The sequence below is a fragment of the Serinicoccus sediminis genome, from assembly GCF_004153545.1.
GTDB classification, from domain to species: domain Bacteria; phylum Actinomycetota; class Actinomycetes; order Actinomycetales; family Dermatophilaceae; genus Ornithinicoccus; species Ornithinicoccus sediminis_A.
On the sequence record NZ_SDVA01000012.1, the window covers coordinates 40019 to 60626 of the forward strand.

Consider the following 20608-nt stretch of genomic DNA (forward strand, 5'->3'; position numbering starts at 1 on the left):
GTCAGTCGGTGCCGAACTCCATGGCCGCCCAGTCCAGCGACTCCTCCTCGTCCTCGGTCGGCCCGACGCCGCTCGCGATGCGGTCCGCCCCGCCCGGGGTGAGGTCGCCGACGAGCGAGGTCGTGGCCAGGCCCAGCCGGGACGGCTCCTCCACGCCGTCCAGCACGCTCCCGCCGTCCGCGACCGCTCCCGTCGCCGGCGCCTGGGCGGCGGCTCCGACGCCGAGCAGGCCCATCGAGACGTACTGCTCGAGCCGGGAGCGGGAGTCGGCGATGTCGAGGTTGCGCAGGGTCAGCTGCCCGATCCGGTCGGTCGGCCCGAAGGCGGCGTTGCTGACCCGCTCCATCGACAGCTTGTCCGGGTGGTAGCTGAACGAGGGCCCGTCGGTCGCGACGATGCTGTAGTCCTCGCCGCGCCGCAACCGCAGCGTCACCTCGCCGGTCACCGCCGAGGCGACCCACCGCTGCAGCGACTCGCGGATCATCAGCGCCTGCGGGTCCAGCCAGCGCCCCTCGTACATGAGTCGGCCGAGGGCCCGACCCTGCGTGTGGTAGGCCGCGGTGACGTCCTCGTTGTGGATCGCGTTGACGAGCCGCTCGTAGCAGATGTGCAGCAGCGCCATCCCCGGCGCCTCGTAGATGCCGCGCGACTTGGCCTCGATGATGCGGTTCTCGATCTCGTCGGCCATCCCCAGCCCGTGCCGGCCGCCGATGGCGTTGGCCTCCATGACCAGCGCGACGGCGTCGCCGTCGAAGTCCTGCCCGTTGATCGCGACCGGGCGGCCGTGCTCGAAGGCCACGGTGACGTCCTCGGTCGGCACCTCGACCTCGGGGTCCCAGAAGCGCACGCCCATGATCGGCTCGACGATCTCCATCCCCACGTCGAGGTGCTCGAGCTTCTTCGCCTCGTGCGTGGCGCCCCAGATGTTGGCGTCGGTCGAGTAGGCCTTCTCCTTGCTGGCCCGGTAGGGCAGCTCGCGCTCGGAGAGCCACTGGCTCATCTCGTCGCGGCCCCCCAGCTCGTGGACGAAGGCCTCGTCCAGCCACGGCTTGTAGATCCGCAGCTGGGGGTTGGCGAGCAGGCCGTAGCGGTAGAACCGCTCGATGTCGTTGCCCTTGTAGGTCGAGCCGTCCCCCCAGATGTGGACCTCGTCCTCCTTCATCGCCCGGATGAGCATGGTGCCGGTGACGGCGCGGCCCAGGGGCGTGGTGTTGAAGTAGGTGCGGCCGCCGGAGCGGATGTGGAAGGCGCCGCAGGCGAGGGCGACGAGGCCCTCCTCGACGAGCTCAGGCCGGCAGTCGACCAGGCGGGCGATCTGCGCGCCGTACTCCTCCGCGCGGCCGGGGACGCCGTCGATGTCGGTCTCGTCGTACTGACCGATGTGAGCCGTGTAGGTGCAGGGCACGGCGCCCCTCTCACGCATCCACGCGACCGCGACCGAGGTGTCCAGACCGCCGGAGAAGGCGATCCCGACACGTTCACCGACAGGGATGCTCGTCAAGACCTTGGACATGGTGACGAGTGTATGCGTGAGTGCGTATAGATATGCAATCCGCAGGTCAGCATGCTCTTCCACGCTCCGCACAGGCGTGGTGAGATGGGGGTATGCCCCGTCTCACGCCGCAGAGCGCCCTCAACCGGGCGGGTGAGGCGTGGCGGGCGCTGGTGCTCGGGTGGCGACCCGACGCGATGAACGTCGTGCGGGTCACCACGGCCGCGGTGCTGGCCTACGTCATCACCCGGGCGGTGACCGTGGGGCCGATCGACCTCACCTGCTCGCTCACGGCGATCCTGGTGACGCAGGCGAGCGCGACCGGGTCGCTGCGGATGGCGATGGTGCGGGTGGGCGCCGTCCTCACCGGGATCGGCGTCGCCCTCGTGGTCTCGATCTGGGTGGGGCTGACCTGGTGGTCCCTGGGGCTGGTCATCCTGGTCTCGCTCCTCCTGGGCAGCCTGCTGCGGCTCGGCCCCCAGGCCCTGGAGACCCCCATCAGCGGCATGCTCATCCTGGGCGCCTCGCTGCAGAACACCGCGGCCGAGACCCGGGTGCTCACCACCCTCATCGGAGCCGCCGTCGGCATCGCGCTGCCGCTGCTGTGGCCCCCCGCGATCCCGGTCGGGGCGGCCGCCGCCTCGGTGCGCACCGTCGCGCGTCGGCAGGCGGAGATCTTCGCCGCGGCCGCCGAGGACATCGACGAGGGCGCGGTCACCGCGGAGTCGCTCGCGGGGCACCTGCGCGCGGCCCGGGACGTGGGCGACGACCTGGGCCGGGCGGGTGAGCTGGTGGGCCGGGTGCAGGAGATGTGGCAGTGGAACACCCGCACCATCGGCCGCGCCGACGTCAGCCCGCTGCTGCGCTCCGGCCTGGACTCCCTGCAGGACAGCGCGGCGGCGACCCGGGCGCTGTTCGTCGCCCTGGGCCACGAGGCGCGCGACGAGCAGGGCGAGAGCGCCCCGGAGTTCTCCGACGAGGTGCGGGCCGCGGTCGCGGTGGTGCTGCGCGACGTGGGCAGCTGCATCGACTCCTTCGGGGCCCTCGTCGAGGCGGAGACCAGCGGCGACCAGGAGCGACGCCGGGTGCTCCTGGACGAGAACATGGAGCTGCTGCGGGAGACCCGGGCCATCCTCACCGAGCTCATGCTCATGGAGTCCGGCGGCGGGCCGACCGACCAGTGGCTGCTGCGCGGCTCCATCCTGCGCGCCGTCGACCGCATCCTGCAGGTGCTCGACGCGCCGGCCCGCGCGGCGCAGCACGCCCGGTGGCGGGACGCGCAGGGCGAGCGGGCGCTGCCCGGGCCCACCATCTCGCGGGAGTTCGCCCCGCTCGACCGGGCCGTGCTGGCCTCGCTGCGACGCACCTGGCGGCGCCCCCGCCGCAGCGGGACCCGCCCCGCCGCGGAGGCTACTCGTCGCCCTTGAGCTGGAAGCGCGCGAGCCGCCACCCCGCGGCCGCGACCCCCACCAAGAGCAGGACGACGGACGCGACGACGGCATACGTCGTGGACAGGTCGGACACCGGCAGGTCGACGTCGGCGGCCACCTCCCCCAGGCGCTCGGCGATCGCCCGCACGGAGACGTAGCGGAAGCCGTCGAGGAAGCGGCCGAGCAGGCTCTCCACCACGGTGACGTAGACGAGCCCGGCGATCATGCCGTGCCGTGTGGCGGCCGCGATCGCGCTGAACAGCGCGGTGTAGAGCACGGCCCCGGCCACGCCCACGACGAGGGACACCACCACCCACCGGCCGCTCAGTCCGCCGGCCAGCGTGGCCCCGAGCAGCCCGGCGACCGCGGCCACCGCGGCGACCCCGGCGGCGACGACGAACTTGGAGGCAGCCACGGCATACCTGCTGACGGGGGTCGACAGGAGGTAGACCACCGAGCCGTCGTCGATCTCCGGGCCCAGCACGCCGTTGGCCGCGAGCAGCGCCACGAGCGGCACCACGAGGGCGATGCCGACCTCGACGACGACGGCGTTGGCCGACACCGGCTCCCCGGTCAGCGCGCGCAGCACCCCGGCGAGGGCGACGAGGAGCACCGGGAGGGCCAGGATGACCAGCCCGCGGCGCTGGCCGACGAGGGCCTGCAGGGCGAGGCGCATGATGGTGAGATTCATGACTGCACCAGGTAGGTGAACACCGACTCCAGGCTCTCGTCCGAGGGCGCGAGCTCGCGCACCGTGATGCCGGCCGACCGCGCCAGCCGGGGCAGCGCCAGGGTGAACTGGCCCATGTCGGTCACCTCCACCGTGATCGCCTCACCGGTCCCGACCCGGCCGAGCGCCACCGAGCGCACCCCGGTGAGGCCCATGAGCAGCGCGGCGAGGCCCCGGTCGTCGGTGGAGCGGACGACGTAGTGGCTGGGGCGGTCGGTCATGAGCCGCCGGATGGCGCCGAAGTCGCCGCTGGCCGCGTGCCGCCCGGAGACCACGACCTCGATCTGCCGGGCGATCTGCTCGACCTCCTCGAGGATGTGGCTGGAGAAGAGCACGGTGCGGCCCTGCTCCCCCATCCGGGTCAGCAGCTCCATGAGGTGCATGCGCTGCCGGGGGTCGACGCCGTTGAACGGCTCGTCCAGCAGCAGCACCGTGGGGTCGTGGACCAGGGCGGAGGCGAGCTTGGCGCGCTGCCGCATGCCCTTGGAGAAGGTGCTGATCGGCCGGTCCGCGGCGTCGACGAGGTCGACCTCGGCCAGCGCCCGCGCCGTGGCGGCGCGGGGGTCGGAGAGCCGGTGCAGCTCGGCGGACGCCTGCACGAAGGCGCGCCCGGTGAGGTAGGAGAAGCTCACCTCGCGCTCGGGCACCAGGCCGAGCTCCCGGTATGCCTCCACGTTGCGCCACACGGGCGCCTCGCCCAGCCGGATGTCCCCGGCGGAGGGGGCCAGGAAGCCGGCCATCATGGCGATGAGGGTGGACTTGCCTGCCCCGTTGGGGCCGAGCAGGCCGGTGACGCCCGGACGGATCGACATGGTGACGTCGTTGACGGCGACGACGTTGCCGTACCAGCGGGAGACGCCACTGAGGGTGAGGTCGGTCATCACGCCCCCTTGCTGCGGTAGCGACGGACCAGCAGGGCCATCCCGAGGAACATGAGGACCAGGGCCGCGCCGAGGAGGAGCAGACCGGTCGCCACGGTGTCGGCCGGGGCGGGGAACTGGGTGGAGGCGTCGCCGAGGGCCACCTGGACCGAGTCGACGAGGACGAACGGGGACAGCAGCGCCGCCCAGTGCGCCAGCGTGGTGGCGCCCTCGGTGTCGGCGACCTCCTGCAGCCCGGCCGTGACCCCCAGCCCGACCAGCAGCACCATGATGGAGCCGGCGATGGCGAGCCCCCGGCGCAGCGTCCACGACGCCACGAGGGAGGACACCGTGGCGACCAGCATGGCGAGCAGCACGGCCCCGGCGAGCGCGACCGCGACCCGCGGCAGCTCCTCCCGCAGGCTGGCCCCGGCGGCGAGCCCGCCGATGAAGAGCACGAGCAGCGGGGTGAGCACGAAGGCGAGGATGGCCAGCACCAGGGAGGCCCAGCGGGTCAGCGCGAAGGCCGTGGCCCCGAGCGGCCGGGCGAGGTAGAGGCTGATGACGCCGGAGCGCAGGTCGCGGCTGAACAGCACGGGCGCCTGCGCGGCGACGAAGAGCACGACCAGGAAGGAGGAGCCGGCGTTGTAGGCGGAGTAGTTGAGCAGGTCCGCCGAGAGTCCGATGAGGCTCATGATCCCGACCTGGATGACGGCGGGGACCAGGGTCATGCCGAGGAGCGCGAACGGCAGCACCTTGGCCTTGCCGGACCGGCCGAACCCGAAGACGGCCAGCACCCCGGAGAGCAGCAGCGCGCGGATGATGCCGGCGCGGGTGGTGCGGGCACCGGCATACCGGCGGTAGCCGATGTCGTGGATGACCCCGGTGCTGTCCTGGGCGCTCATGCGGGCACCTCGTCCCGGAAGACGTCCTCGAGGCGGCCGGTGCGCGCCTGGATGCGCACGAGACCGAGGTCGAGGTCGGCCGCGGTGTCCCGGACCAGGTCGCGCAGCCGGTCGTGCGCCGCCGCTGCCGCGTCCTGACCGTCCGCCGCCGCTACGGGGTCGTCGCCCGAGCTGGGGCCGTCCACCGTGAGGGGGTCGATCTCGATGAGGCTGCCCTGCGGGCGGCAGGTGAGCCCGCGTGCCGCGAGCGCCTCCCCCATACGTCGCTGGGCATCCCCCTCGCCGGTGACCTCGACGAGCACCGTGCCCGTGTCGGCGAGGAAGGTGCGGGTCGCCTCGGAGCGCAGCAGCTGACCGCCGTCGAGGACGACGACGTGGTCGCTGATCCGCTCGAGCTCACCGAGCAGGTGGGAGGTGACGAGGACCGGAATGCCGAAGTCGTGCCCGATGCGCTGCACGAGCGCCAGCATGTCGTCCCGCGCGGCCGGGTCCAGCCCGTTGGTGGGCTCGTCGAGCATGACCAGCTCGGGGTCGTGCACCAGGGCCTGAGCGAGCTTGGCCCGCTGCTTCATCCCGGTCGAGTAGCCGCCCATGAGGCGGTACCTCTCCTCGGCGAGCCCCACGTGGCGCAGCACGTCGGCGGCCCGCTCGCGCGCCGGTGCGGGAGGCAGCCCCGACATGCGGCCCATGTGGACCACGAAGTCGATGCAGCGCATGTCGGGGGGCAGGCAGTCGTGCTCGGGCATGTAGCCGACGGCGCGGCGGATCTGCTCCCCCGCCCTGCCGATGTCGTGGCCCAGCACGGTCGCCGACCCGGACGTCGGGGCGAGCAGTCCGAGAAGGAGCTTGATGAGCGTCGACTTGCCCGCGCCGTTCGCCCCGACGAGGCCGGTAACCCCGTCGCCGACCTCGATGGTGAGGTCGGCGAGCGCGGGCGCCTGCACGGAGCCGTAACGCTTGGTCAGCCCCTGCGTCTCGATCACGGTCACGCCGACGACTGTAGCGAGGCGCGGCGGCCCCACCCAGGGGGACACCCCCCGTCTAGGCTGGGGGGATGCCTGGACGCACGCGCTCGCTGCTGGCGCTGCCCAAGGCCCACCTGCACCTGCACTTCACCGGCTCGATGCGGGTGGACACGGTGCGCGAGCTCGCGGACAAGCACGGCCTGCGGCTGCCGCACGCGCTCCTGAGCCGGTGGCCGCCGCGCCTGTCGGGTCTGGACGAGCGCGGGTGGTTCCGGTTCCAGCGTCTCTACGACGCCGCCCGGGCGGTGGTGCGGGACGAGGCGGACATGCGTCGCATCGTCCGCGAGGCGGCGCAGGACGACGCCGCCGAGGGGTCGCGGTGGCTGGAGATCCAGATCGACCCCACGTCCTACGCACCGTTCGTCGGCGGGCTGACCCCGGCCCTGGAGATCGTGCTGGACGAGGCGCGGGCGGTCTCGACGGTGGGCGGGACCCAGGTGGCGGTCGTCGTCGCGGCGTCCCGGATGCGGCACCCCCTGGACGCCAGGGCGCTCGCCCGGCTGGCGGCCAAGCACGCGGGCGAGACCGCGGGCACGGTCGTCGGCTTCGGTCTGTCGAACGACGAGCGCCGCGGCTGGACGGGCGACTTCGAGCCGGCCTTCCGCATCGCGGCCAAGGCGGGGCTGGCCAGCGTCCCGCACGCGGGCGAGCTGCTCGGGGCCGATCACGTCGCCGTGGCCCTCGACCACCTGCTGCCGGACCGGCTGGGCCACGGCATCCGTGCCGTCGAGGACGAGGCCGTCCTCGCGCGGGTCGTCGAGGAGCAGGTGACCCTCGAGGTGTGCCCGGGCAGCAACGTCGCGCTCGGCGTCTACGGGGACCTGGGTGCAGTGCCCCTCCCCCGGCTGCTGGAGGTCGGGGCCCGCGTCGCGCTCGGCGCGGACGACCCGCTGCTCTTCGGCAGCCGCCTGGCCGACCAGTACGTCTCCGCCCGCCTCGACCACGGGCTGGACGACGACGCCCTGGCCAGGCTGGCGCGTGGCTCCATCGAGGGCTCGGTGGCGGCGCCCTCCACGAAGCGTCAGCTCCTCGCCGAGGTCGACGCCTGGCTCGACACCCCCGCACCCCCGCCCTGACTCTCTCCTCTTCCTACGGCGTCAGCCCGGACGAGAGCGTCGCCGCCGTGGCCTGGCCGCCACTGCCCGATCTGGCCGGAGACGTCACACTGAGTCGTCTGCTGAATCAGCCCGCGGCTGAGTCTCCCGGTGACTCACTGGCGACCTGAGTCACCTACTCCCTCAGATCGCCACTGAGTCACGTCACGCCTCAGCGGCGGGCTGATCCGATGGGGGACTCAGTGTGACGTCTCGGGCGACATATGGTGCCGGTATGACACTGGTCCACACACCCGTCGGTCGTGCTGGGTTGTCCACAGGGTGTCGTCCGAGGGGTGACGGCGCGTGCGGGGCGGGTCAGGGTGGTCCCAGGACACATCGGGCGGGAGGCTCAGTGGTGAGCGAGGACATGGGCGGGTCGGGACCGGGCCGGGACGCGGGCGAGGAGGACCCCCTCGGCCCCCACCGGGACCGGGATGCGCCGGAGCCGCGACTGCCGGGCGCGGCTGAGCAGGTGGGGCTGGCGCTGCGCGCGTTCCGGCGGGCGGAAGGGTGGAGCCAGCGGGCGTTGGCAGACAGCTGGGGCGTGCACCAGACCCTGGTCGCCCGCGCTGAACGGCATGCCGGCGAGCTCAGCCTCGACCTGACCCTGGAGCTGCTCCGCCGGGCCGGCGTGAGCCTGGCGGTGGTGGGACCAGACGGTATGCCGGTGGCCGGCTGGGAGGAGACGGACCTCGTGGCGACGGACCGGTCCGGGCGCCGCTTCCCCGCCCATCGGGTCGTGCGCCCCAGCGCGAACGGGCCGACGTGGTGGTGGTTCCACGACTACTTCGGTCGACGGAGCTCGGGTCCTCGACCGCGGTGGACGGCGGAGGGCTTCGACATACCGCCGGGGACGCGCTACGGCAGGACGCCCCGGCCGTTCGCCCCGGGCGAGGAACCCCGGTGGCCCGCCTAGGCGATCAGCCTGTCGGTCATCCCTGGTCGATACGCAGCGGCGGGTATCCCTGCGGTTCGTCGGTGGTCAGCGGCTGGGTCAGGGTGAACGTGCCCTGCTCGCCACCCCCGGGCGAGTAGGTCCCGACCCCGAAGTAGGTCTGGTCGGTCCACCGGACCTCACCCTGCTGCCGAGCCTCGACGTCGTCCCAGGAGAACTCCCCCGCCAGCACCGGCCCGCGGCACTGCGGGGGCATGGACTCAGCGACCGGGCCGACGCAGAACTCCGCGGGTGCATCGGCGAACGCCTGCATGACGATACCGACGCCGACGACCTCCTGGGCGGCGGGCGCCGGGTCCGAGGGCTGCGGCGGCGAGCCGCCGGAGGGTGCGGCCTCCCCCGCCCCGCACGCCGACACCACGAGCGCGACCACGAGGAGGGCGGACTGGCGCGGAAGTCTCATGGGGTCATCCTGGCGCGCCGCGCCGGACGACGCATCCGCGTGGACCAGGCCCCCCCCCGGGGGGGGTAGGGCCGTGGGCTGAAGGCGAGGACCGGGGACCAGGTGCAGGGGCCAGGGGGCGGAGGCGAGGACCGGGGGACCGGGGACGCGGGCGGCCGAGGGGCCGAGGGGCCGGTCGACGGGTGGCCCGGTGCACCTAGAGCGAGAGCCCCACCAGCACCGGCTCGTTGACCAGCCGTACCCCGAGCGTCTGCTCGACCCCGTCGCGGACCTCGCGAGCGACCTCCAGGACGTCGGAGGCCCGGGCGGACCCGCGGTTGGTGACGGCCAGCGTGTGCTTGGTCGACAGCCCGGCGGGTCGCCCGCTGAGCGACCCGAACCCCCGGCCGAAGCCGGCGTGCTCGATCAGCCACGCGGCCGACGTCTTGACCAGGTCCTCGCGGTCCGTCGGGTAGCACGGCGGGAGCGCCGAGCGCCGGTCCTGGCCCAGGCTCTCCTCCGCTCGCAGTCGCACCTGCTCCAGCTGCTCGCGCGGCAGCATCGGGTTGGTGAAGAAGGACCCGCACGACCAGGTGTCGTGGTCCTGCGGGTCGAGGACCATGCCGCGGCGGCGGCGCTGCTCCAGCACCGCCTCCCGTGCCTCCTCCAGCGGCACCCGCGCGCCCAGCTCCACCCCGAGGCCGTCGGCGAGCGCGGCATACCCGATCGGCTGCGACAGCTCGGTGGGGCGCAGCGAGAAGGTGACCGTGAGCACCACGTGGCGCGGGGTCACCGTGCCCGGCGCCGCGTCCGGCCCGACCATGGACTCCTTGAGCACCGAGTGCCGGTAGGCGAAGCCGAGGTCGCTCGCGAACATCGTGCGGACCCGCTGCTCGACCCGGTCCCAGACCCGCACCTGCGCCACCGTCTGCGCGACCTCCTGCCCGTAGGCACCGACGTTCTGCACCGGGGTCGCGCCGGTCGACCCCGGGATGCCCGAGAGCGCCTCGATGCCCGACCACCCCTGCGCGCAGGCCTGCGCGACCAGCTGGTCCCAGTCCTCACCGGCGGCGACGGTCACGCTGACCCCGCCGCAGGCAGAGTCGTGCGGCACCTCGACCCCCCGGGTGCGCACCAGGACGACGGTGCCGGGGAAGCCCTCGTCCGCGACCACGAGGTTGGACCCGCCGCCGACGACGAGCAGCGGCTCCCCGGCGTCGTCGCACGCGCGCAGGGCGTCGATGAGCTCGGTCTCGGTGCGGGCGGTGACGAGCCGCCGCGGCGCCCCACCGACCCGCATGGTCGTCAGCTCGGCGAGGGTCGTGCCCGACACGGCCGGCTCGTCCAGGGCCGGGGCGGACCCGGCCTCGACACCCCCGCGCTCCGGCGCGCTCACGCCGTCGCCCCGGGCAGGCGGACCACGGCCTGGCAGCGCCCGAGCACCTTCTCCCCCTGGCAGGTCGCGGTCAGCTCCAGCGTCTGGGTGCCGGCGGCCTCGTCGACCTTCTTGACCACCCCGGTGACCTGCACCTCGACCGTCTCACCCTCGGGCACGACGACCATGCCGGTGAACCGGGTCTGGCAGGACAGGATGCGCCCCGGGTCCCCACCGACGTAGTCGGTGACGGCCTCCAGCGCAGCCCCCATGGTCCACATGCCGTGCGCGATGACGTCCGGGAGCCCGACCTCGCGCGCCACGTCCGCGTCCTGGTGGATGGGGTTCTGGTCGCCCGAGGCCTCGGCATACGCCACCAGCCGGGCGCGGTCGACCGTCACGGTGCGGGTGAGGTCGCTCATCAGCCCTCCCCCCGGACCACGATCGTGGAGGTCACCGTCGTGACCGCCGCCCCGTCGGCGTCGGTGAGCTCGACCCGGGTGGCCACCATCCCGTGCCCGCCCGCCTCGCGCATCGTGTCGACGTGCAGCGTCCCGGTCAGGGAGTCCCCGGCGACGATCGGGCGGTGGTGGACGAAGCCCTCCTGCCCGTGCACCACCCGCGAGAAGTCGATGCCCGCGTCGGGGTCCTGCACCAGCTGCGCCTCGCACTGCTGGGCAAGCCGGACCGCGAAGGTCGGCGGGGCGACGACGTCGGCGTGCCCCATCGCCCGGGCCACCTCCGGGTCGCGGTGCGCCGCACCGGTCGCGCCGACCGCGTCGGCGAAGGCGGTGAGCTGCTCGCGGGTCACCTCGAAGGGTCCGGCCGGAGGGTACTCGCGTCCGGCGTAGTCAGGGTTGACGGGCATACTCCTCACCCTAGCGATCCACCCCTCTGACCCGGACCGCGGTCGGGTATGACGAAGGCCGCCACCCGGTGCGGGTGACGGCCTGGTCGTCGTTGCCGACGGGGAGGTCAGCGGGTCTCGCGGTGCGCGGTGTGCTTGCCGCAGCGCGGGCAGAACTTCGCCATGTCGAGCCGGTCGGGGTTGTTCCGCCGGTTCTTCTTGGTGATGTAGTTGCGCTCCTTGCACTCCGTGCACGCCATGGTGATCTTGGGGCGAACGTCGGTGGACTTAGCCACGGTGCAACCTGCTCTCGGTGTGGATCTGTGCTGTGCGGTCCGTACCTGCGCGGTACGTGGTAGCGGAGGCGGGGCTCGATCCCGCGACCTCACGATTATGAGTCGTGCGCTCTAACCAGCTGAGCTACTCCGCCTCGCGGCGCCCGGCGAACCGGCTCACCAGAGCCCCCAAACGGAATCGAACCGTTGACCTTCTCCTTACCATGGAGACGCTCTACCGACTGAGCTATAGGGGCGGGCTGTGGATCCTGGCGGGCGGTGGCCCGCAGGCAGCGAGACGCAACTTTACACGAGGCCGCCGGGCGATTCCAAAACGGGCAGAGCCCGCCCGGCGACCGCTCAGCCCAGCGGGCTGACCTGCATCGACACGTGGGTCCGCGACCCTTTCCGGTCGGTCACCGTGAGGTCGCCCAGGTCCTGAGCGCCGGTAAGCAGCACCACCGTGGAGGGCAGCAGGATCGGCTTGGCGAAGGCGGCGGAGACGGTGTACCGCCGGGGCAGGCGGGGCTGGACCGCCGCCAGCACCCGGGCGTGCGTCCACATGCCGTGCGCGATGGCGCGCGGGAAGCCGAACGCCTTCGCGCTGAGCGCCGAGAGGTGGATGGGGTTGGCATCCCCCGCCACCCGGGCGTAGGAGCGGCCGAGGTCGGCGGGGAGGCGCCACAGCGCGAGCTGGCGGCCCGGCTCGGGCTCCGTGGCGGGTGCGCCCTCCTCGACGGGTGCCGGTGCACCAGGGGGCGTGTCCCCGCGCACGAGGTAGGTGCTGCGGCCCTCCCAGACCAGATCGTCCGCGACCCGGACCTCACCGACGACGTCGACCGTGCTGCCCTTGCGGTGCGGCGCGAGGCGCTCGGCCCGGACGGACAGCGTCAGCTCCTCGTGCACCCGCACGGGCCGGTGCACCGTCATCCGGTTGCCGACGTGGACCATGCCGAGCATCGGGAAGGGGAAGTCCTGCGCCGCCATCAGCCGCACCTGCAGCGGGAACGTGAGCACGTGCAGCCAGGTGGCCGGCACGGTGTCCCCCAGCAGGCCGCCGGTGACCGAGCAGAACTCCGCGAGCCGGGACACGTCCTGGTGCACCCCAGGCAGGACCAGCCGGCGGGCCGGCAGCGTGCCGCGGGCCCCGGGCCGGCGCCACCCGGTCGCGACCCCGGTGGCGAAGGCGGCGGCCACCCGCGGGGCCCGGTCGAGCAGCTCCACGTCGACGTCCCTCGGTGTCTCGTCCGGCACCGCCGCCGCGGTCGCGGCAGCCGTCGGCGACGCGGCAGCCGCGTCGGTGGGCCGGTCGCTCTCGCCCTGCATCCTCAGGCCCCGATCTGGCTCTGGCCGCAGACGCGCAGCACCTGGCCGGTCACCGCCGAGCTCGCCGGGTCGGCGAGGTAGCCGATGGCCTCGGCCACGTCGACCGGGCGGCCACCCTGCTGCAGGCTGTTGATGCGCCGCGCCACCTCCCGGGTGGCCACCGGCATGCGGCCCGTCATCTCGGTCTCGATGAAGCCGGGCGCCACCGCGTTGACGGTGATGCCCCGGGCCGCCAGGCGGGGGTCGGCCCCCATGGCCCGGACGAGACCGATGACGCCGGCCTTGGACGCGGCGTAGTTGGCCTGCCCGCGGTTGCCGGCGATGCCGGACGTCGAGGCGACGCCCACGATGCGGCCGCCCTCGTCGAGACCACCGGGCAGCTCGGCGTCGAGCAGCACCTGGTTGATGCGGATCTGAGCGGCCAGGTTGACCTCCAGCACGCTGCCCCAACGCTCCTCGTCGGTGTTGGCGAGCAGCTTGTCCCGGGTGATGCCGGCGTTGTGGACGATGGCGTGGATGCGCCCCATGTCGCCGAACCGCTGGGCGACGTGGGCCGCGATGCGCGCGCCCGCGTCCGGCGCCGTGATGTCGAGCTGCAGCGCGGTGCCGCCGATGCTGTTGGCCACCTCGGCCAGCCCCTGGCCACCGGCCGGCACGTCGACCGCCACCACCAGCGCCCCGTCCCGGGCCAGGGTGCGGGCGATCCCGGCCCCGATCCCCCGGCCGGCGCCGGTCACCACGACGACCCGCCCCTCGAACGGGCGGTCGGCCAGCACCTCCGCCACCTCGGGCTCCCGGGAGCCGTGCCCGACGTGCAGCACCTGTCCGGAGACGTAGGCCGAGCGGCCCTGGAGGAGGAACAGCAGCGTGGACGCGAGCTCCGGCACCGAGGTGGGCTCGCCGGTCAGGAGGTCGACCCGCACGAGGTTGGCGGTGGCGCCGCCGCGCAGCTCCTTGCCGACGCTGCGCACGATGCCCTCGAGGGCCTGCTGGGTCGCCACCGCGGTCGGGGCCCCCGCGGTCTCGGGCTCGACCCCGAGGACCACGACCCGCCCCGAGCGCTCGAGGCCCTTCATCGCCGGCCGCAGCAGCCCACGGACCACCTCGAGGTCGGCGATCGAGGTGGCGCCGGTGGCGTCGACGACGAGGGCACCGATGCTGCCCAGGTATGCCTCGGGCACCTCGCGGGTGCGGCCGTCGTCGCTCGTCTCGGTCACCCGGGTCTCCGGGCGGTCGACGAGGGCCTCCCGGGTCGGCACCCCGAGCAGCTCGAGGGCGCGCCGGGCGGTCGAACCGCCCCCGGCGGCGCCCACGGCCACCGGGCCGGAGGGCAGCTCGCGGCCGCGGCGCAGGCGGGTCGCCTGCGGCACGCCGAGCTGCTTGGCGAGCGGGTTGGTCGTCAGCAGCTGCATCAGGTCGGCCATGTCAGCACCCTTCCAGGATCGCGACGACGCCCTGGCCGCCGGCGGCGCAGATGGAGATGAGCCCGCGCGAACCGGGGCCCAGGTCGTGCAACGTCTTGGCCAGGGTGGCGACGATGCGGCCGCCGGTGGCGGCGAACGGGTGACCGGCCGCGAGCGAGGACCCGTGAACGTTGAGCCGGGTGCGGTCGACGGTCCCGAGCGGCCCGTCCAGGCCCAGCCGCCCGGTGCAGAACTCCTCGGACTCCCAGGCCGCCATGGTGGCCAGGACCGTCGAGGCGAAGGCCTCGTGGATCTCGAACCGGTCGATGTCGTCCAGGGTGAGGCCCTGGCGGGCGAGGAGGCGCGGCACGGCATACGCCGGCGCCATGAGCAGCCCCTCGTCGCCGGACACGTAGTCCACGGCCGCGACCTCGGCGTCGACGAAGCGCGCGAGCGCCGGCAGCCGGTGCTCGGCCGCCCACTGCGGGCTGCCGAGCAGCAGCAGCGCCGCGCCGTCGGACAGCGGCGTCGAGTTGCCGGCCGTCATCGTGGCGCCCTCGCCCTTGCCGAAGACCGGGGACAGCGCCGCGAGCTTGTCGACCGAGGTGTCCGGGCGCAGCCCCTCGTCGCGGGTGAGGCGCAGGAAGCCGGTGGCCAGGTCGTCGAAGAAGCCGGAGTCCCACGCGGCGGCGAGGCGGTGGTGGCTGGCCGCCGCCAGCTCGTCCTGGGCCTCGCGGGTGATCCCCCACTCCCGCGCGGTGAGGGCCTGGTGCTCCCCCATCGACAGCCCGGTGCGTGGCTCGGCGTTGCGCGGCGTCTCCGGCGCGAGGTCGCCGGGCCGGACCGCGGCGAGCGCCTTGGCGCGCGCCATCGGGGTGCGGGCCCTGCTGGCGCCGAGCAGGGCCTTGCGCAGCCCCTCCCCGACCGCGATCGGGGCGTCGCTCGCGGAGTCCACGCCACCCGCGACGCCGGAGTCGACCTGGCCCAGCCGGATCTTGTTGGCGACCTGGAGCACGGTCTCGAGGCCGGTGCCGCAGGCCTGCTGCAGGTCGTAGGCCGGGGTCGTCGCCGCGAGTGCCGAGCCGAGGACCGCCTCGCGGGTGAGGTTGAAGTCGCGGGCGTGCTTGAGCACCGCGCCGGCGGCGACCTCACCCAGGCGCTCGCCCGCCAGCCCGAAGCGGGCGACGAGCCCGTCGAGGGTGGCGGTGAGCATGGCCTGGTTGGAGGCGGCGGCGTAGGCACCGCCCGCCTTGCCGAACGGGATCCGGTTGCCGCCGACGATGACGGCGTCGGTGAGCTGGTCGGGCATGAGGTCTCCTCGCGTGCGGGTCACGATGGGGCAACTATGTGATACCGACTGTAGCCGATACAGCCGGTACGCGGTACTCTGGCTGCCATGACGATCCACACCGGCAGCCGTGGCCAGGCCGTCGCCGAGCCGCGTGACGGGCGGGACTCCCGGTGGGAGGCGCACCGCGCGCGCCGCCGCCGACAGCTCGTGGAGGCCGCCCTCAAGGCCATCCGTCGGCACGGCGCCGGCGTCGGCATGGACGAGATCGCCGCCCAGGCCGGCACCAGCAAGACGGTGCTCTACCGGCACCTGGGCGACCGCGCCGGGCTCTACGGCGCGGTCGTGCAGGCCGTCGACGAGAACGTCCTCACCGACCTGGAGGCCGCCCAGCAGCGGGGCGTCGACGTGGTGTCGCGCATCGAGGCGATGGTGCGCTCGTACCTCTCGCTAGTGCAGCGCGACCCGGAGATCTACCGCTTCGTCATGACCCGCCCCCTGGAGACCACGGAGGGTGACCCGGACGACCCCGTCCACCGCATCACCGACCGGGTGAGCGAGCAGATCGCCGCCGCCATCCGCACCCACCTCGTCGACACCGGCCGTGGCGCCGAGGCCGACACCCTCGCCCTGGCCTGGGGGCACGGCATCGTCGGGCTCGTCCGGGCGAGCGCCGACCACTTCCTCACCGGCCGCAGCACCACCCAGCTCGGCGTCGACGAGGCCACCTACGCCGTCGTCGAGCTCATCCGACCAGCACTCGCAGGAGGACCCCGCCCATGACCACGTCCGCCCAGCCGCAGACCCACACCCCCCGACCGGACCCCGACGTCCCCATGCCGGCCAGCGCCGATGCGGGGGCGACCCGGCCCCGCTCCTCCGAGCAGCTGACCGACCTCGGTGAGGCCCTGCGCCGGGCGACCGGTGGCCGCTACGGCCCGGTCCGCGACCTGGCCCGCGCCACCGTGCCGGTCGAGACGATGGTGCGCGACCCCGAGCTCACCATGCCGCAGGCCCGCGAGTGGACCACGGACGCGCTGCGCCGGCTGGTCGACCTGGGCATGGCCGGCAGCGGCTTCCCCGTCGCCCAGGGCGGCCTGGACGACGTCGGCCGCTCCTGCGTCGACTTCGAGATGACCGCCCACGGCGACCTGTCGCTGACGGTCAAGTCCGGCGTTCACTTCGGCCTCTACGGCGGCGCGGTGACCGCGCTCGGCACGCAGTGGCACCACGAGACCTTCCTGCCGCCCATCCTGTCGATGGACCAGATCGGGTGCTACGCCATGACCGAGTTCGGGCACGGGTCGGACGTCGCGTCGCTGGAGACCACGCATACCTATGACGCGCAGACCGACGAGATCGTCGTGCACTCCCCCACCCCGTCGGCCACCAAGACCTACATCGGGGCGGCCGCCCACGACGCGCACGTCGCCGCGGTCTACGGGCAGCTCGTCGTCGACGGCGAGTCGCACGGCGTGCACGTCGTCGTCGTGCCGATCCGCGACGAGGACGGCCGGCCGGCTCCGGGTGTCACCCTCGGCGACAACGGCGCCAAGGGCGGCCTCGCCGGGGTGGACAACGGGACCATCACCTTCGACCAGGTGCGGGTGCCGCGCCGCCACCTGCTCGACCGGTACGGCGGGATCGACGACGACGGGCGCTACGTCTCCGACATCGACAGCGACGGCAAGCGCTTCTTCACCATGCTCGGGACCCTCGTCCGCGGGCGCATCTGCGTGGCCGCCGGCGCGGCGACCGCGTCGAGGAAGGCGCTGTCGATCGCCACCCGGTACGCGCTGCGCCGGCGCCAGTTCAGCGCGCCCGGGCACGACGGCGAGGTGCTGCTGCTGGACTACCTGGCCCACCAGCGCAAGCTGCTGCCCGGCATCGCCACCGCCTACGCCCACATGTTCGCGGTCAACGAGCTGACCGAGCGGCTGCAGGAGCTGCACGAGATGCCGACCAAGGACCAGGAGGCCCAGCGCGAGCTGGAGACCCGGGCCGCGGGGCTCAAGGCGGTGACGACCCGCTTCAGCAACGACACGATCCAGATGTGCCGCGAGGCGTGCGGCGGCGCCGGCTACCTCGCCGAGAACGGCCTCACCACGTTGCGCGGCGACGCCGACGTCTTCGCCACCTTCGAGGGCGACAACACGGTGCTGCTGCAGCTGGTCGCCAAGGGGCTGCTGTCGGGCTACAAGGAGATGTGGGGAGACCTGGACATGCGCGGCATGGTGCAGTTCGCCGCGCGCGCCTTCGGCGGGCAGTTCGTCGAGGCCACGGCCGCCCGGCCGCTCGTCGAGCGGCTGCGCTCGGCCGCGGCCCGCAAGGGGGACGAGGACACCCTGCTGGACCGGGGGTGGCACCTCGCGATGTTCGCCGACCGGGAGCGGCACGTGCTGGAGACCCTGGCGACCCGGCTTCGCCGCCGGGCCGACGACCAGGACTCCTTCGAGGCCTTCAACTCTGCGCAGGACCACGTGCTCCTCGCGGCCCGCACCCACATGGACCGGGTCGTCCTGGAAGCCTTCGTCGCCGGCATCGACGCCTGCGAGGACGAGCAGGTGCGCGAGGTGCTCGAGCGGCTGTGCACGCTCTACGCCCTGAGCTCCATCGACGCGGACTCCGGCTGGTTCCAGGCGCACAACCGGATGTCGGCCGGGCGCGCCAAGGCGGTCGTCGCCCAGGTCAACACGCTGTGCGCCGAGCTGCGGCCGCAGGCGCTGGAGCTCGTCGAGGGCCTGGGCATCCCCGAGCCCTGGCTCAACTCGCAGATGCTGCGCGAGGAGACCGCTGAGCGCTGGACGCCCGGCGCGGCGGTCTGAGCGCCGCTCAGCACAGACCGTGCGCCCAGAGGTCGCGCAGCAGCGCGACCTCGGCGAGGTGGTGGATGACCTCGCGGTTGATGTGGAGGACCAGGGTGAGCATGGGCGCCGCGGCCCACGGTCCCTCCGCCGGGCCCACCGGCCGCTGCAGCGCCGCCTCGTCGAGCCCGTGCACCCCGGCCGACCAGCCGGCATACGCGGCGTCCAGCTGCTCGAGGGCGCCGGCCGCGGAGCCGGCGTAGTCCCAGGCGAGGACGTCCGCCGGAGGGCCGCCGAAGTGGCTGTGGGCGCGCGAGCCCAGCACCCCGACGACCACGTGCCCGAGCCGCCAGGCGATCGACGTGACGGGAGCCGGGGTCGGCTCCGGGTCGGCCCAGTCCAGCAGCCAGTCGCCGCCCCCGGCACGGGCCGTCACCGAGGCGGGTGGCGTGGCGCCGCGCGGCCGCGCGCTCCACGTGCCCGGCACCGGCTCCCAGAGGTACTCCTCGTCGGTCAGCCCGTCCAGCCGTGGCCTGGCGTGGTGGGTCCAGTGGAAGTCCAGCTGCTCCGCCAGCTCTCTCGTCAGTGGGTCCATGGTGCGAGCACACCACGCGAGCCGGACAGGAGATGTCCGCAGCCGTGGCACAGTGTCGCCATGACCGATCCCACGACCCGGGTCCTGCGGCTGCTCGGGCTGTTCCAGACCCGGGCGCTGTGGACCTCCGAGGAGCTGGCCCAGCGGCTCGGGGTGACGACGCGCAGCATCCGGCGCGACATCGACCGGCTGCGTGAGCTCGGCTACCCGGTGCGCGCCAGCAGCGGGACCGGTGGGGGCTACCAGCTGGGCGCGGGCGGCTCGCTGCCGCCGCTCCTGCTGGCCGAGGACGAGGCGGTCGCCATCGCCGTGTGCCTGCGGCTGGCTGCCGGCGGCACCGTCGCCGGTGTCGCCGAGAGCGCCGTGCAGATCCTCGCCAAGCTGGACCAGGTGATGCCCGCCCGCGCCCGCGAGCAGGTCTCCGCCCTCCACGACACCCTCGTGACGGTGGGCCGGCCCGCCGCGGTGGTCGACCCCGCGATCCTCATGGCGGCCTCGCGGGCCTGCCGCGACCGGCTCCGCGCCACGCTCCGGTATGCCGCCCGCAGCGGGGAGGAGACGACCCGCCGCATCGAGCCGGCGAGCCTCGTCGCGGTGAGCTACCGGTGGTACCTGCTCGCCTTCGACCTGGACCGGGACGACTGGCGCAGCTTCCGGCTGGACCGCGTCCTCGAGCTCACCGTGGGCACGCTGCGCGGTGCGGTGCGCGAGGTCCCCGACCCGGCGGCCTACATCACCCGGTCGGTGACCCGCTCCCCCTACCGCTACGTCGCCACCGCACGGGTGCGGATGGGGCTCGGTGACCTCGCCGAGCGGGTCTCGCCGCTGGCCGGGGAGATCCGCGAGCTGGGCGACGGGTGGTGCGAGCTCGTGACCGGCGGCGAGACGCTGGACTACCTCGCGGTCGAGCTCATGCTGCTGGGCACCGAGGTCGAGGTGCTGGACCCGCCCGAGCTGGTGGAGCACCTCGAGGCCGTCTGCCGTCGGTTGCGCCCGGCCCGGTGACGCCGGTGCGGACGGTCGTGTCACCACCGTCGTCCGGTGACACCAGGTCCTGCGTGAGAAGACGCGCGAGGGCACTCAGCGCGCGGCGAGACCGGCCAGAAGAGCCACGCCGACGACCAGGGCCGCGACGACGGCGTGCGCCCGACGGGCCTCCTTGAGCACGACGAGCAGCTCGCGCAGGTAGGTCCCCGCCGCGGAGTCCACCGGCGCCCGCACCCCGACCACGCGCAGCGGCAGCCGGTGCCGGCGGACGCGCCAGCTGGTCCGCGGTGCGTGGTAGGCGCTGGTGACCACCGCATAGGGCGGGGGTATGCCGCGCCTCCGCAGCAGGTCCGTGGAGAGCAGGAGGTTCTCCACCGTCGTGGTGGCCCGGTCCTCGAGCACGACGGGGACGTCGGGGTCGACCCCGCGGACCCACCGCTGCATGGCCACCGCCTCGGGAGGGCGACCCCGGGTGCCTCGGCCACCGGTGAGGACGAGCGGGACGTCGGCCCTCTCCTGACCTGCGCCGCCGCCGGTCGAGCCGCCCGAGCGGGTGCCACCGCGCCCGCCCGCCACCGAGGACAGCAGCCTGAGTCCGCCCTGCAGCCGAGCGGCGAGCTCCGGGCCCACCTCGCCGTGGGGCACGGGCATCCCGAGCACGACGACGGCGCCGCAGCGGGCTGCGGCGCCGGGGCGGCAGAGCCGCCACCGCACCGCCAGCAGGACCAGCATGACGAACCCGGGACAGGCGGCGAGCAGCAGCAGCCCCATGCCCAGGCCGACGGCCACGGGGCCGGCGGCGGCCGCCAGCAGGACCAGACCGACGACGGGG

21 protein-coding genes and 2 tRNA genes are annotated in these 20608 nt (G+C 73.9%); 6 read left to right on the forward strand and 17 right to left on the reverse strand.

Annotation, left to right across the window (positions count from 1 at the left end):
• Position 1: 1 nt before the first annotated feature.
• The gene (gene argG / locus EUS26_RS11905) at positions 2-1513 is read right to left on the reverse strand and encodes an argininosuccinate synthase (protein WP_130014051.1); all 1512 of its coding nucleotides are present in this window, start codon (positions 1511-1513) and stop codon (positions 2-4) included.
• A gap of 92 nt (positions 1514-1605) precedes the next feature.
• Between argG and EUS26_RS11910 the strand changes: the two genes are divergently transcribed.
• Positions 1606-2919, forward strand: a complete 1314-nt coding sequence (locus EUS26_RS11910; RefSeq protein ID WP_130014052.1) for an FUSC family protein — start codon at positions 1606-1608, stop codon at positions 2917-2919.
• Here the strand turns inward: EUS26_RS11910 and EUS26_RS11915 are convergent.
• Genes EUS26_RS11915 through EUS26_RS11930 form a run of 4 tightly spaced genes read right to left on the reverse strand, consistent with a single transcriptional unit; the run spans position 2903 to position 6406 of the window.
• Positions 2903-3613, reverse strand: coding sequence for an ABC transporter permease (locus EUS26_RS11915; protein WP_130014053.1), 711 nt, complete (start codon positions 3611-3613; stop codon positions 2903-2905). The two genes, EUS26_RS11910 and EUS26_RS11915, sit on opposite strands and share 17 nt — an antisense overlap.
• Positions 3610-4533 carry an ABC transporter ATP-binding protein gene (locus EUS26_RS11920; protein ID WP_130014054.1) on the reverse strand — a complete coding sequence of 308 codons (924 nt, stop codon included), beginning with the start codon at positions 4531-4533 and terminating at the stop codon, positions 3610-3612. The genes EUS26_RS11915 and EUS26_RS11920 overlap by 4 nt, the downstream gene beginning before the upstream one ends.
• Entirely contained in the window at positions 4533-5417 is an 885-nt protein-coding gene (locus EUS26_RS11925) for a hypothetical protein (RefSeq protein ID WP_130014055.1), read from the reverse strand. Before EUS26_RS11925 ends, EUS26_RS11920 begins: the two co-directional genes overlap by 1 nt.
• A complete protein-coding gene (locus EUS26_RS11930) occupies positions 5414-6406 on the reverse strand; it encodes an ABC transporter ATP-binding protein (RefSeq protein WP_202865131.1) in 993 nt (330 codons plus the stop codon). Before EUS26_RS11930 ends, EUS26_RS11925 begins: the two co-directional genes overlap by 4 nt.
• A gap of 65 nt (positions 6407-6471) precedes the next feature.
• On the opposite strand from EUS26_RS11930, the gene EUS26_RS11935 reads away from it, so the two are divergent.
• Both EUS26_RS11935 and EUS26_RS11940 read left to right on the forward strand, forming a co-directional pair.
• Positions 6472-7518, forward strand: coding sequence for an adenosine deaminase (locus EUS26_RS11935; RefSeq protein WP_130014056.1), 1047 nt, complete (start codon positions 6472-6474; stop codon positions 7516-7518).
• 376 nt (positions 7519-7894) lie between these two features.
• On the forward strand, positions 7895-8455 hold the full coding sequence (locus EUS26_RS11940; RefSeq protein WP_130014057.1) for a helix-turn-helix domain-containing protein: 561 nt from the start codon (positions 7895-7897) through the stop codon (positions 8453-8455).
• A 16-nt stretch (positions 8456-8471) separates the two neighbouring features.
• On the opposite strand, the gene EUS26_RS11945 is transcribed toward EUS26_RS11940, so the two are convergent.
• The 10 genes from EUS26_RS11945 to EUS26_RS11990 all read right to left on the reverse strand — a co-directional run bounded on the left by EUS26_RS11945 (position 8472) and on the right by EUS26_RS11990 (position 15411).
• Entirely contained in the window at positions 8472-8897 is a 426-nt protein-coding gene (locus EUS26_RS11945) for a hypothetical protein (protein WP_130014058.1), read from the reverse strand.
• 196 nt (positions 8898-9093) lie between these two features.
• Positions 9094-10209, reverse strand: a complete 1116-nt coding sequence (locus tag EUS26_RS11950; RefSeq protein WP_272947964.1) for a UDP-N-acetylmuramate dehydrogenase — start codon at positions 10207-10209, stop codon at positions 9094-9096.
• 59 nt (positions 10210-10268) lie between these two features.
• Entirely contained in the window at positions 10269-10673 is a 405-nt protein-coding gene (locus tag EUS26_RS11955; protein WP_130014059.1) for a MaoC/PaaZ C-terminal domain-containing protein, read from the reverse strand.
• On the reverse strand, positions 10673-11119 hold the full coding sequence (locus tag EUS26_RS11960; RefSeq protein WP_130014060.1) for an FAS1-like dehydratase domain-containing protein: 447 nt from the start codon (positions 11117-11119) through the stop codon (positions 10673-10675). The genes EUS26_RS11955 and EUS26_RS11960 overlap by 1 nt, the downstream gene beginning before the upstream one ends.
• 107 nt (positions 11120-11226) lie before the next feature.
• Positions 11227-11394, reverse strand: a complete 168-nt coding sequence (gene rpmG, locus EUS26_RS11965; RefSeq protein WP_010148718.1) for a 50S ribosomal protein L33 — start codon at positions 11392-11394, stop codon at positions 11227-11229.
• Between the two features lie 57 nt (positions 11395-11451).
• Positions 11452-11528: transfer RNA gene (locus tag EUS26_RS11970), tRNA-Met, on the reverse strand.
• Between the two features lie 29 nt (positions 11529-11557).
• A tRNA-Thr gene (locus EUS26_RS11975) sits at positions 11558-11630 on the reverse strand.
• Between the two features lie 103 nt (positions 11631-11733).
• Positions 11734-12699: a MaoC family dehydratase gene (locus EUS26_RS11980; protein ID WP_130014061.1), complete on the reverse strand. Its 966-nt coding sequence runs from the start codon at positions 12697-12699 to the stop codon at positions 11734-11736.
• A gap of 2 nt (positions 12700-12701) precedes the next feature.
• Positions 12702-14123, reverse strand: a complete 1422-nt coding sequence (locus EUS26_RS11985; protein ID WP_130014062.1) for a 3-oxoacyl-ACP reductase — start codon at positions 14121-14123, stop codon at positions 12702-12704.
• 1 nt (position 14124) lies between these two features.
• Positions 14125-15411 (reverse strand): acetyl-CoA C-acetyltransferase, encoded by a 1287-nt coding sequence (locus tag EUS26_RS11990; protein WP_130014063.1) that lies wholly within the window; start codon positions 15409-15411, stop codon positions 14125-14127.
• 87 nt (positions 15412-15498) lie between these two features.
• Here EUS26_RS11990 and EUS26_RS11995 point away from each other — a divergent pair, with 87 nt between their 5' ends.
• Both EUS26_RS11995 and EUS26_RS12000 read left to right on the forward strand, forming a co-directional pair.
• Entirely contained in the window at positions 15499-16173 is a 675-nt protein-coding gene (locus tag EUS26_RS11995; RefSeq protein ID WP_130014064.1) for a TetR/AcrR family transcriptional regulator, read from the forward strand.
• Positions 16170-18215 carry an acyl-CoA dehydrogenase family protein gene (locus EUS26_RS12000; protein ID WP_130014065.1) on the forward strand — a complete coding sequence of 682 codons (2046 nt, stop codon included), beginning with the start codon at positions 16170-16172 and terminating at the stop codon, positions 18213-18215. The genes EUS26_RS11995 and EUS26_RS12000 overlap by 4 nt, the downstream gene beginning before the upstream one ends.
• Positions 18216-18222: 7 nt before the next feature.
• Here the strand turns inward: EUS26_RS12000 and EUS26_RS12005 are convergent, their stop codons facing one another.
• Positions 18223-18789 carry a DinB family protein gene (locus EUS26_RS12005; protein WP_130014066.1) on the reverse strand — a complete coding sequence of 189 codons (567 nt, stop codon included), beginning with the start codon at positions 18787-18789 and terminating at the stop codon, positions 18223-18225.
• Positions 18790-18849: 60 nt separating this feature from the next.
• Here EUS26_RS12005 and EUS26_RS12010 point away from each other — a divergent pair, with 60 nt between their 5' ends.
• Positions 18850-19794 (forward strand): helix-turn-helix transcriptional regulator, encoded by a 945-nt coding sequence (locus EUS26_RS12010; protein ID WP_130014067.1) that lies wholly within the window; start codon positions 18850-18852, stop codon positions 19792-19794.
• Positions 19795-19869: 75 nt separating this feature from the next.
• Here the strand turns inward: EUS26_RS12010 and EUS26_RS12015 are convergent, their stop codons facing one another.
• Positions 19870-20547, reverse strand: coding sequence for a YdcF family protein (locus EUS26_RS12015; RefSeq protein ID WP_337590219.1), 678 nt, complete (start codon positions 20545-20547; stop codon positions 19870-19872).
• Positions 20548-20608 lie beyond the last annotated feature (61 nt).

Coding starts and splice junctions, on each gene's coding strand:
- EUS26_RS12005 (WP_130014066.1), bottom strand. CDS start 18,789: ATGGACCCACTGACGAGAGAGCTGGCGGAGCAGCTGGACTTCCACTGG.
- EUS26_RS11985 (WP_130014062.1), bottom strand. CDS start 14,123: ATGGCCGACCTGATGCAGCTGCTGACGACCAACCCGCTCGCCAAGCAG.
- EUS26_RS11915 (WP_130014053.1), bottom strand. CDS start 3,613: ATGAATCTCACCATCATGCGCCTCGCCCTGCAGGCCCTCGTCGGCCAG.
- EUS26_RS12000 (WP_130014065.1), top strand. CDS start 16,170: ATGACCACGTCCGCCCAGCCGCAGACCCACACCCCCCGACCGGACCCC.
- EUS26_RS11925 (WP_130014055.1), bottom strand. CDS start 5,417: ATGAGCGCCCAGGACAGCACCGGGGTCATCCACGACATCGGCTACCGC.
- argG (WP_130014051.1), bottom strand. CDS start 1,513: ATGTCCAAGGTCTTGACGAGCATCCCTGTCGGTGAACGTGTCGGGATC.
- EUS26_RS11960 (WP_130014060.1), bottom strand. CDS start 11,119: ATGCCCGTCAACCCTGACTACGCCGGACGCGAGTACCCTCCGGCCGGA.
- EUS26_RS11910 (WP_130014052.1), top strand. CDS start 1,606: ATGCCCCGTCTCACGCCGCAGAGCGCCCTCAACCGGGCGGGTGAGGCG.
- EUS26_RS11945 (WP_130014058.1), bottom strand. CDS start 8,897: ATGAGACTTCCGCGCCAGTCCGCCCTCCTCGTGGTCGCGCTCGTGGTG.
- EUS26_RS11935 (WP_130014056.1), top strand. CDS start 6,472: ATGCCTGGACGCACGCGCTCGCTGCTGGCGCTGCCCAAGGCCCACCTG.
- EUS26_RS12010 (WP_130014067.1), top strand. CDS start 18,850: ATGACCGATCCCACGACCCGGGTCCTGCGGCTGCTCGGGCTGTTCCAG.
- EUS26_RS11990 (WP_130014063.1), bottom strand. CDS start 15,411: ATGCCCGACCAGCTCACCGACGCCGTCATCGTCGGCGGCAACCGGATC.
- EUS26_RS12015 (WP_337590219.1), bottom strand. CDS start 20,547: ATGGGGCTGCTGCTGCTCGCCGCCTGTCCCGGGTTCGTCATGCTGGTC.
- EUS26_RS11980 (WP_130014061.1), bottom strand. CDS start 12,699: ATGCAGGGCGAGAGCGACCGGCCCACCGACGCGGCTGCCGCGTCGCCG.
- EUS26_RS11920 (WP_130014054.1), bottom strand. CDS start 4,533: ATGACCGACCTCACCCTCAGTGGCGTCTCCCGCTGGTACGGCAACGTC.
- EUS26_RS11955 (WP_130014059.1), bottom strand. CDS start 10,673: ATGAGCGACCTCACCCGCACCGTGACGGTCGACCGCGCCCGGCTGGTG.
- EUS26_RS11995 (WP_130014064.1), top strand. CDS start 15,499: ATGACGATCCACACCGGCAGCCGTGGCCAGGCCGTCGCCGAGCCGCGT.